At 61.5% G+C, this 14,770-nt stretch carries 14 protein-coding genes; 3 read left to right on the top strand and 11 right to left on the bottom strand.

Annotated features, from left to right (window positions below; all coding sequences use genetic code 11):
- Positions 1 to 45: 45 nt before the first annotated feature.
- Entirely contained in the window at positions 46 to 504 is a 459-nt protein-coding gene (locus ACVKXF_RS05325; RefSeq protein WP_456795088.1) for a hypothetical protein, read from the top strand.
- On the opposite strand, the gene ACVKXF_RS05320 is transcribed toward ACVKXF_RS05325, so the two are convergent.
- The 4 genes from ACVKXF_RS05320 to ACVKXF_RS05305 form a co-directional block, all read right to left on the bottom strand.
- Positions 476 to 931 (bottom strand): HIT family protein, encoded by a 456-nt coding sequence (locus ACVKXF_RS05320; protein WP_456795087.1) that lies wholly within the window; start codon positions 929 to 931, stop codon positions 476 to 478. The two genes, ACVKXF_RS05325 and ACVKXF_RS05320, sit on opposite strands and share 29 nt — an antisense overlap.
- Complete coding sequence (locus ACVKXF_RS05315; RefSeq protein WP_456795086.1) at positions 912 to 1,391, bottom strand: TIR domain-containing protein; 480 nt, start codon at positions 1,389 to 1,391, stop codon at positions 912 to 914. The genes ACVKXF_RS05320 and ACVKXF_RS05315 overlap by 20 nt, the downstream gene beginning before the upstream one ends.
- Positions 1,392 to 1,933: 542 nt before the next feature.
- Entirely contained in the window at positions 1,934 to 2,353 is a 420-nt protein-coding gene (locus ACVKXF_RS05310) for a hypothetical protein (RefSeq protein WP_456795084.1), read from the bottom strand.
- Positions 2,346 to 3,128 (bottom strand): toll/interleukin-1 receptor domain-containing protein, encoded by a 783-nt coding sequence (locus ACVKXF_RS05305; RefSeq protein ID WP_456795083.1) that lies wholly within the window; start codon positions 3,126 to 3,128, stop codon positions 2,346 to 2,348. Before ACVKXF_RS05305 ends, ACVKXF_RS05310 begins: the two co-directional genes overlap by 8 nt.
- Positions 3,129 to 3,844: 716 nt before the next feature.
- Here ACVKXF_RS05305 and ACVKXF_RS05300 point away from each other — a divergent pair.
- Together ACVKXF_RS05300 and ACVKXF_RS05295 are read left to right on the top strand one after the other, a co-directional pair.
- Positions 3,845 to 5,095, top strand: coding sequence for a protein kinase domain-containing protein (locus tag ACVKXF_RS05300; RefSeq protein WP_456795082.1), 1,251 nt, complete (start codon positions 3,845 to 3,847; stop codon positions 5,093 to 5,095).
- A 245-nt stretch (positions 5,096 to 5,340) separates the two neighbouring features.
- Positions 5,341 to 6,147, top strand: a complete 807-nt coding sequence (locus tag ACVKXF_RS05295; protein ID WP_456795081.1) for a hypothetical protein — start codon at positions 5,341 to 5,343, stop codon at positions 6,145 to 6,147.
- A 49-nt stretch (positions 6,148 to 6,196) separates the two neighbouring features.
- On the opposite strand, the gene ACVKXF_RS05290 is transcribed toward ACVKXF_RS05295, so the two are convergent.
- The 7 genes from ACVKXF_RS05290 to ACVKXF_RS05260 form a co-directional block, all read right to left on the bottom strand.
- Positions 6,197 to 6,976, bottom strand: coding sequence for an HNH endonuclease (locus tag ACVKXF_RS05290; RefSeq protein WP_456795080.1), 780 nt, complete (start codon positions 6,974 to 6,976; stop codon positions 6,197 to 6,199).
- A gap of 30 nt (positions 6,977 to 7,006) precedes the next feature.
- Complete coding sequence (locus tag ACVKXF_RS05285) at positions 7,007 to 7,966, bottom strand: hypothetical protein (protein ID WP_456795079.1); 960 nt, start codon at positions 7,964 to 7,966, stop codon at positions 7,007 to 7,009.
- A gap of 3 nt (positions 7,967 to 7,969) precedes the next feature.
- On the bottom strand, positions 7,970 to 8,518 hold the full coding sequence (locus ACVKXF_RS05280; RefSeq protein WP_456795078.1) for a hypothetical protein: 549 nt from the start codon (positions 8,516 to 8,518) through the stop codon (positions 7,970 to 7,972).
- Between the two features lie 23 nt (positions 8,519 to 8,541).
- Positions 8,542 to 9,363 carry a TIGR04255 family protein gene (locus tag ACVKXF_RS05275; RefSeq protein ID WP_456795077.1) on the bottom strand — a complete coding sequence of 274 codons (822 nt, stop codon included), beginning with the start codon at positions 9,361 to 9,363 and terminating at the stop codon, positions 8,542 to 8,544.
- A 187-nt stretch (positions 9,364 to 9,550) separates the two neighbouring features.
- Complete coding sequence (locus tag ACVKXF_RS05270) at positions 9,551 to 11,641, bottom strand: TniQ family protein (protein ID WP_456795076.1); 2,091 nt, start codon at positions 11,639 to 11,641, stop codon at positions 9,551 to 9,553.
- Positions 11,590 to 12,747: an AAA family ATPase gene (locus ACVKXF_RS05265; RefSeq protein ID WP_456795075.1), complete on the bottom strand. Its 1,158-nt coding sequence runs from the start codon at positions 12,745 to 12,747 to the stop codon at positions 11,590 to 11,592. The genes ACVKXF_RS05270 and ACVKXF_RS05265 overlap by 52 nt, the downstream gene beginning before the upstream one ends.
- Complete coding sequence (locus ACVKXF_RS05260; RefSeq protein WP_456795074.1) at positions 12,747 to 14,753, bottom strand: hypothetical protein; 2,007 nt, start codon at positions 14,751 to 14,753, stop codon at positions 12,747 to 12,749. The genes ACVKXF_RS05265 and ACVKXF_RS05260 overlap by 1 nt, the downstream gene beginning before the upstream one ends.
- Between the last annotated feature and the right edge of the window lie 17 nt (positions 14,754 to 14,770).

Raw genomic sequence — 14,770 nt, 5'->3', positions numbered from 1 at the left:
GGGGACGCTGGCACGGGTCGTGCAGGCCGGTGAAGAGGCATCCGCATGAGCGACCAGGATCTGTATGGGCTCGATGACCGCCGGAAGCACCTCGACATGGTGCAGGCGGTCGTGTCTCGGATGGCATCATCCTCGTCGACGTCGAAGGGATGGCTCTTGCCGGTGGTGACGGCGACCTACGGCTTCGCGCTGGTCCAGCGCGTTCCTTTGGTCGGAGTGTTGGGGCTGACTGCGATCGCGGTATTCGGAGTTCTCGACGGCCACTACCTGAGGCAGGAGCGGGCGTTTCGCGTGCTTTTCCGCGAGATTGCGCGAGGAAAGGTCGGCGGCTATGACATGAACGCCAGCCGGTACTTCCACAAGCCGAACGGCGACGAGGACGACGAGCGTGACGAGAACTGCCGCTGGTGGCACGTCATCTGTTCGTGGGCGATGCTGGGCTTCTACGGCCCTTTAGCAGGTGTCGGGTTCGCGGTCATCGTGTTCGCTTCGCTTCCGTGCTAGCGGCACGATCCAAAAGCGTGCGCCACGTGTGGTCCTTCTCGCCCTCTGTGAAGGCCGTCTCCGGCGGCCAGATCGGCCCGACAGCATCCCCGCCCCAGCGGGGAAGCACATGAACGTGGACATGCGGCACGGTCTGTTCCGCGACGTGCCCATTGGACTGAATCAGATTCAGCCCGTCGGGATGCAGCTCCTCCTCGATCCATCGTGCGAGCTTCACCGTCGCAGCACCCAGAGCATTGACCTCACGCTCCTCAAGGTCGGTCACGGACTCTATGTGGCGCACTGGAATCACGAGGGTATGTCCGAGGGTAGCGGGTTCGGTCGGAAAAAACGCCACCACCTCGTCATTCCGGTAAACCTCGCGCGTCTTTGCCGGTCGGTCGCGCACGATCGCGCAGAAAGCGCAGTCAGCTTCGCTTGTAGGCACCGTTAATCCAGGTGGTCAGGTTGGCGGAGATGTTCGCGTAAACCTCTTTGCTGGACGAACCGATCGGGGTGTGCAGCTTCACGTGATCGGCGATGGTTCCCCCACCGGTCAGCGGGATGTTGGAGAAGGGGTCCGTGCCGGCGGGGTCGGCTGACAAATTCAGCGGGGCAAGTCCGTTGATTCGGATGCCGACGAGTGGACGCTTGTCCTGCCATGCCTTGCGGATCTCGTAGTCAATCCAGGGCCGGCTAGCGGTCTCAGCGCCGACGAGCACGACGACTGCAGTCTTGTACTTCATCTGGCCCTCGATCCACTCCTCGATCGCGGCCTTCCCGCGGCCCTTCACCTCCTCCCACTCCTGCGAGTTGAGTATCCGCTGGCCTTCTACCTGACCCATGTTCATGATCTGCTGCACGCGCGCGGCATCCCGCTGGTAGTGGAAGCTGTAGAACACGGCCATTGATGGCTCCTCTGTCGTAGGCGAAGGCAGTAACTTCGACGTTAGACCTGATGTACTCAAAAATGATAGGTCGTAGGTCGAGTCGTTCAAGGCTCTGTGAGGTCAGAGTTCGGCGTCGAGCGGGCGGTGGACGCTGGAAGACAGCAAGTTGGCGCCACACACGGATCTCAAGCGCTGATAGCGCTGGTCCCCGATGCGCGGACCATTTGCTCCACGAATGAGCGGACGCCTACTTCTTACCCATGCCCTGCCCCTCCATGTGGCGGCGATACAGCCGCGAGCTACCACGTGATAGAGACGGTTTCCACTAGGCCATCAGAAAGACCGTCTAGCGACAGTCAATTTTGGTAAAGCGCGGCACGAATTCGCATGACCGCGCGGCCCAAATTGGATAACGGATGTGCGGTTGCCGATCGGCGCTCGAACCTCCCGGAAACCAGGTGCCGCGTCGCCAAACCTGGCCGAGCTGGCAATGCGGCACGCCTACAGCGCTTAAAGTAGCTCCGCGAGCTGCAGGGCGGCAATCGTATTTCGAGGCGCGCCTACGCGTTCCTCACGGGGTCCTCCTTGAAGCGGGCAATTTCGTCGCGCCACGCAATCACTGCTGCTGCTGAGCGGCATCCACTGAGGTACTCAACGAGACGAGCCTTGAGCTGCTCTACCCATCGATTGAACCTCGACACGATCTGGCTGCGCATCTGGCGGTCCCCCAGCGAGCCCCTGCCTGCCTGTTCGTGGTTCCAGTTGGTCTTCGCCGCCGCGTACAAGACGGCACCCTTGTAATGCTCGTCGGAAAGCCAGTTAATCAACCACGGTTCGTCGCGGGCGTCGGTGGCGTCGATAGCGCTCTTCAGCTTCGCGATCTGTTCGACCACCGCATCGCCTGCGGCGAAGTCGGTTTCGCGGAGAGCCAGCGGCCGGAGCGCGTGCTCGATTCCTTCCAATGTTGCCATGTCACTCATCGGACCCGGAACCTGCCTCGATGGTTGCGTCGGCCGGCAGAATCGCCGCGGCGATCTTCTCCGCAATCGAGGCGATGTCGTCCCGCGTCGTCTCGAATCCAGCAAGATCTGGCAGGATCCCGCTGTACTCCTCGACCGCCTTGAAGTCGACTCCGTGCAGCACGGGGATCAGTGTCGATTTTCGAAGGAGAGCGCCGAGCTCGCGCTCAGTCCAGAAACGACCGACGAGGTATGCGGGCGTGAGCAGCACGATCCCCGCTCGCGCCTTTCGCAGCCCCTGATCCATCTGCAGAGACTGGCTCTTGCCGGGAACGATTGCGAGCTCGTCGAACCAGACCCGCACTCCTAGTTCTTCGAGTGGTGAGCGCAGCGCCTCAGCTGCTTCATGGCCATCAATCCGCGCGTAGCTGAGGAAGACGTCCCACTCACGCTCGTCCCGCGAGACCAGCGATTCCTGGACACGATCAGCGAGCGCCCGCTCGGACGGCGTATATCGCGGCCCAGATCCTGTTGACCGGAGCTGCTTCTGCAGGTCTCCCACCACTCGAGCGTTGTGCACGTTCACCCGGCGGACTTCTTGGTTGTGCGAGTTCACCTGCCGGTTGAACTGGTCGACCACTTTCTGATTGTGGGCGCGAACCTTCCGGTTATGGTCGTCGACTGCGCGCTGATTCTTGCGGTTGATTTCGTCGACCTGTCGCTTGACCTGGGCCTCGGCCTTCCGCTGAGCGGCCTGCAGGTCTCGTTTGAACTTATTGGCGTCGAACTTCGCCATTGACGTTCTCCCTCCCAAGGACGCTGTAAGTCCTCGCTTTGGGGGACATCATGGCAGAGGCGGCCGACATTTTGACGGAGAGACTGAACGAACTCATGGCGTAGGTGTCCGATAGCCGGTCGCTGGCTACGACCGAGGTCACTGCATCGCTGAGACCCTCCTACGCGCGCTGGCTTCCGGCAGTCTCCGTCTCACATAGCTGGTCCGCGACCTTTCGCACTGAAGGTGCGTCATGCGGACGTGTCACGCGAGCTGCCCGGTCCTGACCTTGCGGGCAGGACCGTGGCGACACCCGCCCGCGCACACGGCGACAAGTTGCGTGCGAAGGAGACACGTTATTCGCACGGCGACTGTCGGCGGCCATGTCAGATCGTCCGGGAATCACCACCTGATGGCCACCCGCCCGCAGATGGTCCGACGGCTCCGCCAACCAGGTTGTACGTCTCAAAGAACGTCCAACCGGCGGACCTACCCAGGTCTCGGAGACCGCCGGGCCACTCAACGCGCCTTCCGCCTGAGGGGCCAAGTAGCGCTACGGCAGCCGCGAGCGTCCCGTGCAGAGGGCGAAGGAGTCCACCACTTGCCAGGCCACGGCGGCTGGCACCTTGCATCCTTTGCTCGTCAAACCTTACTGAAGTCGATAACCTTGAACCGCTGAGTGTCGACAGCGCCGACGAGACTACTGATTCCTCGGGCAATCTAGATTGGATGGGCTGGTGGCGATCCCGAACGGATATGACCTTTCAGAGCAGATCAGTAGGACACCCTTCGCACAAGTCTGGGCATGCCAAAACAACGCAGGCGAAGCCGTTGTCTTGAAGATCGCAGCCGACGAAGCGCCCGTACGTAAACGGTTCGAGCGCGAGCTCGGAGCCATGATGGCGACCAAGGGTCGTCACGTCATGCCCATTCTCGATTATGACCTGTCCTTCAGCTGGTACGCAATGCCGCGCGCATCATATTCTCTTTGGGAGATCGAAACACCCGTTGCCATCTCTGAGTGCATTCAAGTTCTAAATTCCACAGCCGAAGGACTTAGGCCTCTCCATGCGGTCGGGCAGGTGCACCGCGATCTAAAGCCACAAAACCTCCTTTGGCTCTCTGACGATACAGGCGCGCGCTGGGTAGTTGCGGACTTCGGTATCGTGCGAAACGCCCCTGGTCGAACAACGTCCAGGCAGACGCGTGCGGGAGGTCTGACCGGGAGTGACGGTTGGGCCGCGCCCGAACAATACGCAGATGCACACGACGCGACCGTAACGGCAGACGTATTCAGTCTTGGAGCGATTGCAGGGTGGCTGCTAACGGGAAAGCCGCCCTCGTACGGGCATGTGACGATGCCTGATGATGCTCGCGTCGGCGCTGTGATCCGCAGAGCCACTAAGCCGAATCCGGCAGACCGATATCCAAACCTGGACGATTTCGTAGACGCCTTTGACAGAGCAACACGGCCTTTCGTAGGGAAAGTTGAAACGCTCCTCGCGGGTAAGGATTGGGTCGGCGTCGGCGAGTACGTCCTTGAGCAGCAAAACGAGCAGCCCGAGCTGATCCGACGTGTGTCTGTTACGGGGCAGTCCGACGTCAACGACTGGGCCGCAGTCGACGCCGCCGGAATGCTTGATACCGCGTTAAACCTCTTGGGCGATGTGCCCAGGCTGAACTACCACGACATGGATGCTTTCTTGTCGTGGTGTGTACGTCCACTGCGGGCCCTAACGAATGCGGACCGCCTCGATTTGGCCGAAGACCTGGCAGTGGCGCTATTTGGGATGACCGCTCAACTCGATCAATTCGCACCCGCAAGAGCCATACTGGACTGGCTCGCTGTTGTCCCTCGCCGGGAGGGGGAAGTTATGGAACGAGCCCTCCACACGTCGGAGTCCTGGGAGTTCTTCCAGATGAGGACTCGCGATCGGTTCCCAAACTATAAAGAGACTGGCCTGGTGGCGAAGCTACGCCAAGAATGAACCGCTTCGACCGACGATGGAGAACGGCCAACGCACCTGTCGCCTATCGGCGTACCAAGTCGGTTCGCCGCCCTGGGTATCGTCTGCATTTACCATTTCAACGACCGACGACACACGAAACCCATCACGGAGAGGGTTGTAGCACAATGTTTCACCCACCAGCAGAGATCAGCCGGACGAGTGAAAATAGTGGAATCGTCACGGGTCCCTGTTCAGCGTGGGTACACCTTAAAATGATGGACCCCATGGTTGCTTGGCTCGCGTATCGAGGTGTCCTCGAGTCGGTGTCCACGGTCGCAGCGGAGCACTCCATTTCCATCTGGGCACGCGCCGCTACGGTGGCAGTACTGCGCGAGAACAAGAAATGGTTCTACCTTCGTGAGCGGCGCCTGGAACTCGCTAGGCTACTCACCTGTCCCACGTCCGTCTCGCGCCTTATGGGACTATTTGCGTTCCCTTCGAGGGACTTCATGAATCGAGCGGTCGCTGAGTGGGGCTTTCAAGACCACTTCGTTTCCGAGGTCGAAATCCAGCCAGGAACTCGCCTGTCCTGGCACGATTCGCAATGGCTTGAATCAGCTAACCACGACGCGGAGCAAGGTCTTGCGGCCGCATCCGCATACGCCCAAGGCATCCCCTTCGACGACAACCCGTTCTGGGAGATCCTCGTCGACGGCCGCGCGGCCGTACTCGATACCGATTTGCGCACGCGGGGGAGGAGCGTCGTGCAGCATCACTGGCCCGACTCACTCCCGGCGCTCGAGATTGCCCGTTTGGCAGCCGAGATTGGGCTCCCCTTCGGTCATATTGCTTCATACCCGATCTTCAACGATACCGAGGTGCGGCTGTCGTGGGCCATCAACCTTGCGGACGATCAAGAGACACAGGATTTGTTAGTGGCGCACATCTCTTCGCTGCCGCGATCAAAGGTCAACTTTGACGACTTGCGAAGAGGTACTGAAGATACCTGGTTTAAGGTTCCGAACCTCTCAGATCGAGACGTTGTTATTCCCCGGAACCTATGGCCGTGGGGAGCAACGCTCCCGGATTGAGGACGACTACCGTCGCAACCGATCCGCCGAGAGATGGGGAAGCCGGTGTTCAGACCAAAAGAGAGCCATCTGACTCAGAGTTGTTAGCAAGTTCCTCTGCCGTCAGAACAACGAGGTGCACAGTCGGTAGAGGCATGTCAGGCGCGTATCCGCCTGTCATTACCCGAATTACTCTACGTCCATATACGACCAGTTTCTCCTGTTGAACATCTTCCAAAAGTTCCTGGAGGTTCTGATGGACTCTCCGAACCGCCGAAAATCCGTGTTCGATCACAGTGTCAGAGATGTCGGCCCATCCCGCTGCGGCGTCCAGCAATTCATCAGCAGCTGTTGCGGCCTCGGGCGTTGTGTCGCCCTCCACTGATCGGAAGTAGCGGAGACCCGCTCCTTCGATGAGTTCCCAAATCTGCCTGCCGGACTGCATCGGTATCATCGGTATGGATTCTTCGCCGTCCGCCGCAAGTGTACGAATGGGCTTTGGCGCCTCCGACTCGGATGCTTCGCGATATTTCGAGGCGGCCCACTCAATGTGCTTGTCTTTCATGTCCCGCAACACGTCGACAGTAAATATGTTGGGTTGCTCATCGACTCGTTTGTGATCGTCTGCGCAAAGCAGAATGAGGTTCCGATAGTCGTCCAGCCCCTCCCTTGAGCCTTCCTCCCCCCTCGGACCGTCTTTGCGTCGAGCAATGATATGAGCCTCTTCACCAAAGACAAGGCCCGATAGAATAGAACTATCCGCATGCCCCGTCAGCCGCCTCTTACAGAGCGCACACATGTCGTGCGCGTGGCTCCATAGCAGCTTTCTCGTTTTGCTAGAGATGCTCATATCTAGAGGCGCTCCACTCTGGTCGATCCTCTACGACCCGACACGCGAGTCAGACAGGACCTCGAGGTCGAGGCTTTCACTCGTCTTCCAATCTGCATACGTGAGCTCCACGTCGGAGACGAGCTCCGCCGTGAACGTCGCGACGTGCGGACTCACGGGCGTCAAATCTGACGCCTGAAAATTAGTAACCCACTGTTCCCACAGCCTGAGGATGGTTGTCGTGTCGGTTGTGGTCGGGTCCGCATCCAGGCTCTGGAGGTTGCGGACGAGTAGTTCGGACGTTCGGTCCAGGCTCAGCCGGGGCAACAACTCCCCGTCTTTTCTGCCCACTACCAAGGCGGTCTCCCAGGCCCAGGTCGGGTCAGCGTCTTCGACGGGAATGAGGTAGCGCTCCTCGACGACAACCCTGAGGATCAGGTTTCGCTCCGGGGCTGGCCACTGGTCTGCCGTGACGCGTAGGTCGTCGACGTAGTCCAGAACTTGACCGAACCAGCCAGCGCCGCCGGCGGTCTTCTGCGCCCGGCTTCGGAGCTTCGCAAACGCTGGGTAGACCTCGTCAGGGAACGGGAACCGAGTGAACACTCGGCCGAGACGGTGTGCGATGTCCCGCGCAGGTTTGCTTTGCTCGTCAGCACCTCGCCGTGCGGTGAGCGTCGTGCCGATGAGGGACGACTTTGGCACCGCGGCGATGTAATCCAGGTCCGCGATCTGAACGGGCGTGCCATCGTGCTCCGGCATGTATAGCTTGAGAGGCGCCTGCCCCTTGCGGGCTCGGGATACCACAGCGTTCTCCGCAGGCACGATGGGTGCGACCAGACAGACAGTCTTGCTGTCTTGGACGACGTCACACGTCTGACTCACAATCACCACTCCCTCCGGGCAGGGATGGGATGCAGGAGAACCGTCGACAACAGACGGAATCCAAGCGAGGGAAACTACATCGCCCTGCCGAAGATCCTGCGTCGTCGTGACCCCATCCCCGATGAGCATTGACTATGCACCCAGTCGGTCGCGCACGGAAGTCGGTCGCGCGTGGAGCACGGGAGGCTTTCCCATCTCCGCAGTCAGACGATGGAACATGCTTGTCCCGCTGTTGGAGCTGAGGAGCACAGCCCGACGTTCGGCGGCCGACGATGCCAATGGGACGATCTTCGCGATGAGTACGGAAAGTCGCTCCTCATGCTGGGTTGCCATGGCGCCGCCGGCAACCCAGTTCTGCACAGTTCTCCGTGAAACGCTGAATAGTCGGGCGATCTGGTCGGCGGTCAGACCGCTAATCTCCCTCAAGTGCGTCACCGAGTTGCCTTCAGCGATTCCGCTCAGCCGACCCGCGGAGCGTGCAAAACCAAACGGAAAGCCGATGCCGTCGCTGCTAATCGTGTGTTGAAGCATTGGGCGCTGAGCAGGCTGCGGCACGGGTGGAAGCGAACCTGTCCAGCTGGGCAGCATCGGACTTACGATCAGGCCCGCGGTGGCAGTAGCGATTGTCATTGCCACTGCCCAGGGCTGGGTGCGTGCTTCAGTACCGAGATCGAGCAGCATGTCGGGGTGGGTAGCTGTCTGCGTCACTCCTCGCGCCTCCCGAAATGTTCAACAAAGCCGTTCTTGATTACAAACTTGAAAAAGTCGTACGCGGTATCCGATAGGTGTCCTGCCCTCTCCAGCGCGTCATCGATGCCAAAACGAGAGTCAACTTGCGCGGAGGCATCGAGGTCTAGAATCCAGGACGGGCCAGCAACCGGGGCTACCGAGGGATCTACGGTCTGACCGGGCGCCAAGACTCCCGACCGCACCTGGAGCGTTCCGCCGCCAACGTTATATTCGACCTGATTGATTGCCTGAACAAGTTCAACTTCGGTGGCGTCGGCAGGGACCAGCGCCTGGTATCCAAGTACCTCAGGCTTGACGAGTTCGTCCAGACGTAGCATCACTTCCTGGTCCACGATTCGGTTAAGGTAGCGCACCCCCACTCTCTCAATTACGGGAATATCAACCACTGACGTGAGCGGTACGAGAACCTTCTTAATTTCCTCGACGAAGGTATCCCAACCTCGGTAATCCCGCGAGTAGACCGAGAAAAACGTTCGCCCAAAGGAGACATGCTTGGTCTGGTCCACCGAACTCCACTGGTGAATCGTTCCGACCCGGCTTTGCTCCACACCGGACGGCGAGATCGAGAAGTTAAATTCCGGGGACTGTCGGTATATTGGGTAGTCGAGTAGTTTGGTGCCCAGATCGCGAGCGAACGGCTCGATCACGTCCTCGCGGAGGTACCCGAGCTCGGGCCAACGGATCTGGCACAGCACAAGCTCAAGTGGAGCGGTCTGCAGACGAATGCGGGTCTGTTCGTCGCCGGTGAACGGGCGGTAGCGCACTCTCTCGGTCATGCTTCACACCCTACTTCACACCCTCTGACATAGTACCTCCTAGCTGCGAAGCAGCATGCGAACGGCGGAGCGGGCGAGTTGCTGACGCTATCGAGGCCGGCAAGCGCCGAGCACCGGGATCCCTGCCGTTCGCGGATCCGGCGACGCGCCATGGGCCCGCCGCGACGCACTCAATCAACGCCGCTCGTTAGGGCAGGAGCTCGTCCCACTGGATCCTGGCGGACGCTTCACCCGTCGATGGTGGAAACGCATCGATGGCCCACCGCACGTGTCGCAGTGGCCGGCACAGCTCGACAGCGAGGGCGTTCAGTGAAGGGGCGTCCCCCCGGAGACGATCGTGAAGTAGTTCCAGATCGATGTCGCCAAGCTCATGGCCGAGGCGCGCACCTGGATGAGAGAAGCGTGCTGGGCTCGAAGCGACGATTGGCGAGTTCGGTGGCATCGACGGGTGGGGCCGTGCAGTGACCGTGAGCCAGGCGCTGAGGTAGGTGTCGATCGCGGTCTTGAGCTCCGCTGTCATGTGGAGAAGGAACTCTGTGTAGTTCGCGGCGTCGGGGGTGTGGCTTCGGAACCGTAGTCGAGTGGGCAATGCCGATGGCGCTGTGGCGGTGATGCGCATGTATGCGTATCGCTGTGCGTTGAGATGGCGGCGGGATCGGCCTGCGTCGTGGCCCACGGATGCGCAGATGAGCTGCCAGTGGGTTCTTTCCAGGAGCCGAAACGTATCGAGCTGCCGCCGCTGGAGGTAGTCAATGGGTCCCGGTGTAGCTCTGAGGGCAAGGGCGAGCTCGGTGAGTTGGCGCAGTATCGACGTGGTCTGTGCTGGGGTGCCGAGCATGCTGGGGCGCAGCTTCCGGCCGATTCCGGCGATTGCTTCATAGTCCGGAAGAGCGGCCGTTCCGGTGATGCGGAGGGCGTCAGCAAGCGCGCTTTGAAGCGTCATGCCGTCTGTTCTCGGGTCGATGCCGAGGGGTGCCGCCCATGACGGCCACAGCAGCGGCGGTATGGCGGACGCGGCCCAGGTGGCGCTGGTGGGTGAGTCGGCGGCATTCATCAGGGCGCTGAACGATTCCGGATGCGCGTCGGGCGCTTCCCATCCCGCGCGGCGGATGAGTTCGAAGCCTTCCCAAGCGACTGCTGAGGCAGCGGATCCGTGTACGAGGCGCTGAATCGGGCTGAGGTCATTGTCGAGACTGCGGATCACTCGGCCACGCATCAGCGAGTCGATGCCTGGCCATGCGTCGAGGAAGTTGCGGGCGCTCCACGGTGCGGGCGCTTCTTTGTCGGTGCGAGCCGATCGGTCGTAGGTGAGCTGCCGGATGGTGGGTGTCACCAATGACTCGTCGTCCATGATGAGTCTGTAGGCAGCTCCGAGGAGCGCTGCCATGGCGAGAGGTTCCTTGGGTGGGGAGGTACCGATCCGGACGCTGTGATCGAACAGTCCCCGAAGTTCCGATTCGTCGACGCCGGACAGCTTGGAGATGGCGCCATGGTGACCCGCCGACAGGAGCGCGATCGCGGCGCCTCGGAACGTCGCGGCGGGGATATCGGGGCTGTCGTATGTTCCGGGACGCCAGTAGCGTGAGATCGCTCGTTGCGCGAGGAGCATGGGGGAGTCTGTCGTCAGCGGCTCCTCGCGCCATGTCTGTGCGAGCGGATGGCGGCAGTAGTCACTCTCACTCAAGAGGGCCCAGCACAGGGATGGGTCGCGACACTCGGTCTCGCGAGGAGATGCTTCGACGATCGGTTGATGGCAGGCGGGGCATGAGTCGTGGAGGACGGCGTTGTGTCGTTCGCAGACGAAGCACCACCAGAGTCGCCACTCGGTATAGAACACACCGGGCCGTTCGAGCAGGCATGTCGGGCAGTAGCGGGTGCCGCCGCCACGCGTCCAGTTCTTCGATTGCGCGAAGGTGCCGTTGACGCGGAACGCTTCGAGCTCTTCGGGGAGGTGGCTCATCACCATCGTCGACAACGTGTCGGCGTCAACGCCGAGGCCGACCTGGATCGCGCTAGTGATCTCGTCAGTGAGAAGATTGCCGATTTTCTGTCGATCTCCGGTCGGGGCGGCGCTGAGGCCACACCAGGTGACGATGTCCGCGGCGGATGAGTCGAGGGCGTGCCCAACCCGTCGGAACATGGATGGTAACCACTCGCGGCGGGTGAACTCGATACTTGCGCCAATGCGACGAACAGTGGTCAGGTCGATGTATTCGAGGCGCCTGCTCATGATGGGGTCAGGGCATTCGTAGACCAGCGAAAGCGTCCTGCGCGCCATCCTTCGAGCCTGGTGTTGCGTCCGCGAGCGACGCGTTCGTTGAGCCGAATAGCGTCGATGATCTCGGACGTGATCCGCTGGCCAGGGGTGCGGGTGGCGGCGAGGCAAGCCCCGGTGACAAGAGCAGCGACTGCGTTGACGTAGCCGAGTGTTGAAACCCAAAGGTGCTCTTCGAACTGTTCACTGAAGACGGGCTCGCCGGGTTCGTGTCCTGCGAGCCGCACGTGTGTTTCGAGTCCTCGGAGGAGCGTGCGCCACTCGGTGATGTCTGCCTTCGTCTCGTGGTCGTACCGCTCGAGATCTTGGAAGGCCCACCTGGCTATGGACTGCGTCTGTGTGGCGTTCTGTGCGACGGTTTTTCGGTCGACCAGCAGGTGGCGCACGTTGTGGCCGGCGAGGACGACTCGGAGGTTCATGTTCTGCAGCGCTTTGAGTGCGTTGTGTAGGTACATGCCGTACTGGCCGTCGAAGTTGATCATCTGGACCTCGTCGATGAAGACGTACTTCACGCCGTGCCGGAGGGCCGCCTTCTGGAAGGCCACCTGCGGGTCTTTGGTGGCCGGGACGGAGAGTTCGTCACAGAGGTGGGAGAAGAAGTTTTTGACGTGTGGGTTGCCGTCCGTGGAGTGGAAGATCACCGGTCGCCAGTCCGGGTGCACCAGTTCGTCGCGCGTTAGCTCAGCGGTTCCGCGGAGTCGGCGGTCCCAGGCGGCGGTGCACAGTGCACGAACGGCGGCCCGTTTCATGAGTGTGGTCTTCCCCGTGCCGGGTGGGCCGGTGATCACGGGAACGTCGAGGAGATCGTCGTCCTCGTCGGGTTGCGGCTCCGGGAGCTGCGCGAGGTGGTCCTCGACGGCCTGCACCTGCTGAGTTCGGACGTACGGCCACGCCTTGTACCAGTCCTCGAGAGCGCGTAGCCGACGCCGCCGGTCGTCGCCTCCGAGCTTCCGGAGCGCGTCGTAGGACAGCACGCCAGGATCGTCGCCGCCTGCGAGCGCGATTCGACTGATCCATCGCTGATCGACCGGGTGCAACTGCATCCAGCTTGATGACGGGTGTTCGTCGGATCCGAAGTAGGTGCGGATCCGTCCATCGAGTCCGCTCATCAGCCGAACCGGTCGAACAGGTCGACGTCAACCGCGTCGACGTTGGGCAAGAGCTCGACGCCAGCATCGTCGAGTACGAGCTCTTCTTCACCAGCGAGTACGTCGTCGATGAACTCCGCGCCGAGGAATTGCTCAGCGCCGACGATCGTGCCGATGTCGCCCCGCTGGATCGCGGTCAGCTGGGAGACGAGAATTTCTTCCGCGTTCCTCTTGCCGTGCAGGTTGGCGAGGAGGATCTTGTCCTCTGCTTGCCATTGCGTGATCATGTCGATTCGCAGCGCTTGCGCCTGCTTCTTGGAGTACGTGCCACCTTCAAGCCGCGCGTTCGCCCAATCAAGATCGAAATCCCCGAACGCGGTCGTGTCCTCGGTGCGGTGCACCCATGGGATTACGTAGGCGTTGCCCTCTGGGTCGAAGCAGTACAACTGTCGAAGGTCCGCCGGGTTCCAGAAGATGCGGACCCTGCCGCTCGGAGCGGCCCCGTCGACCTCGATGAGGAACCGGATGATGGGTGCGTTGTACACAAGGTTGCGGCGGGTGACGCCGTACCGGGTGAGTCGAAGCATCATGTTCGGCAGGAACCGGATCCACTCATTGCGCCACGCTGGCATCTCGGTCGTGCCGTGCTCCTCGGCAAGTTCAATCCACCGCTGGGTCGGGTTGATCCGGCGGTGCGTGTCGGCGTACAGACCCTTGTGCTCCTCGACGTTGTGTAGATCGGTCCACTGCTGGTCACGGTCATCGAGTTCCCGCCAGGTGAGGACCAGTTCCTTCGTTGAGTCGCGGCCGCGCTCGCTGACTGCCGATCCGATGTAGTTGCGCTGCTGCTGCTCGTAGCCGGTCTTCTGGGAGCCGAAGTGGCGCTCCATGCGCCCCTTTCCCCGGCCGTCCTTCACGCGTGCTGGTTCAACGTCGATGCCGAGCCGGTGCAAGGTGAGCATGCCGTGCTTGTTGAGGAACTCACGGCCGTTGTCCATGAGGAGACGACGCGGCGGGATCGGCCACCGTGAGATCGCACGGGGCAACCCGACGAACGGGCGCGGATAGGTGCGGCCTTCGAACACGACAGCGTCGTGCTCGTCAGTCATCCGGTGGAACGCGTCAGCGATCGCGAGGCCGGCCGCGTATCCGTTGACCTCCTCGGCGATAGATCTACCGACGACGTACCGAGAGCAGGTCTCCATGATCTTCGTGTAATCCAGGCGGACTTCGCGTTGTTTGCTGACGTCGGCGTAAGGGTCGCGGATCATGACGTTCGAGGGCGTTGCGTCGATGAGCCAAAGCTCGCCGATCCGCTCGGGTTGACGACGTTGCAGGGATACCTTCGGCCCCTCGGCCGTCGATGCTCTGCTCTTCGCGTTCCGACGCAGGTGCGGGTAGCGGGCGTAGACGATCGTGAGGGCGCGCTCGAAGGTCCGTTGCGTTGGGACGATTTCGTCCGGCTCCCGTCGCGCCCAACCGCAGTACGCCTCGAACATCGCCTGATCTGTCACCGTTGCCTGGTAGGCGGCGTCCTTCAGAAACGTTCGTACGGATGACTCGATGCGCTGCGGGAGCGTGCCGAGATCATCCGTCAGCATTCGCGGGTCGTAGAGCCCCGCTTCGCCGGTAGTGGCCTTCTCGAGCATCGTGCGGATGTGCTTCTTCGCGCTCGCGACCTGCGTTCCGCGCCGCTTAGCGAGCACCAGCGCCATCGCATTGATGCGAGGGATACGCCCCGTGATGCGGGTGGGGTCATGCGTCGGATCTGGCGGGTCGTCATCACCCTGTTCTGGACGGAGGCCGGTCTCAAACCAGCGGAGAATCGCTTTTCGTTCAGCCACCTTCGCGGACTGCGCCGGCGATGCACGCTGCTCCAGCGAGTTCAGCTTGTCGCTCAGCAGTGGTGGGGCGTCAGCTCGAGCGATGAGTTTTGCGAGCCGGCGAATGGGCAACGTCGTGACGCGACCCCCCGCGTCACGCAGGTTGACCCAGGCCTCGTTGACGGTGTCGATGATGTAGGACACTCCGTCAACGGTGACGG

Source organism: Curtobacterium sp. PvP017, assembly GCF_054060195.1.
This window is presented reverse-complemented; position numbering and strand designations above follow the sequence as displayed.

Coding starts and splice junctions, on each gene's coding strand:
- ACVKXF_RS05325 (WP_456795088.1), top strand. CDS start 46: ATGAGCGACCAGGATCTGTATGGGCTCGATGACCGCCGGAAGCACCTC.
- ACVKXF_RS05315 (WP_456795086.1), bottom strand. CDS start 1,391: ATGGCCGTGTTCTACAGCTTCCACTACCAGCGGGATGCCGCGCGCGTG.
- ACVKXF_RS05310 (WP_456795084.1), bottom strand. CDS start 2,353: ATGAGTGACATGGCAACATTGGAAGGAATCGAGCACGCGCTCCGGCCG.
- ACVKXF_RS05305 (WP_456795083.1), bottom strand. CDS start 3,128: ATGGCGAAGTTCGACGCCAATAAGTTCAAACGAGACCTGCAGGCCGCT.
- ACVKXF_RS05295 (WP_456795081.1), top strand. CDS start 5,341: ATGGTTGCTTGGCTCGCGTATCGAGGTGTCCTCGAGTCGGTGTCCACG.
- ACVKXF_RS05290 (WP_456795080.1), bottom strand. CDS start 6,976: ATGAGCATCTCTAGCAAAACGAGAAAGCTGCTATGGAGCCACGCGCAC.
- ACVKXF_RS05285 (WP_456795079.1), bottom strand. CDS start 7,966: ATGCTCATCGGGGATGGGGTCACGACGACGCAGGATCTTCGGCAGGGC.
- ACVKXF_RS05280 (WP_456795078.1), bottom strand. CDS start 8,518: ATGCTGCTCGATCTCGGTACTGAAGCACGCACCCAGCCCTGGGCAGTG.
- ACVKXF_RS05275 (WP_456795077.1), bottom strand. CDS start 9,363: ATGACCGAGAGAGTGCGCTACCGCCCGTTCACCGGCGACGAACAGACC.
- ACVKXF_RS05270 (WP_456795076.1), bottom strand. CDS start 11,641: ATGGCGCGCAGGACGCTTTCGCTGGTCTACGAATGCCCTGACCCCATC.
- ACVKXF_RS05265 (WP_456795075.1), bottom strand. CDS start 12,747: ATGAGCGGACTCGATGGACGGATCCGCACCTACTTCGGATCCGACGAA.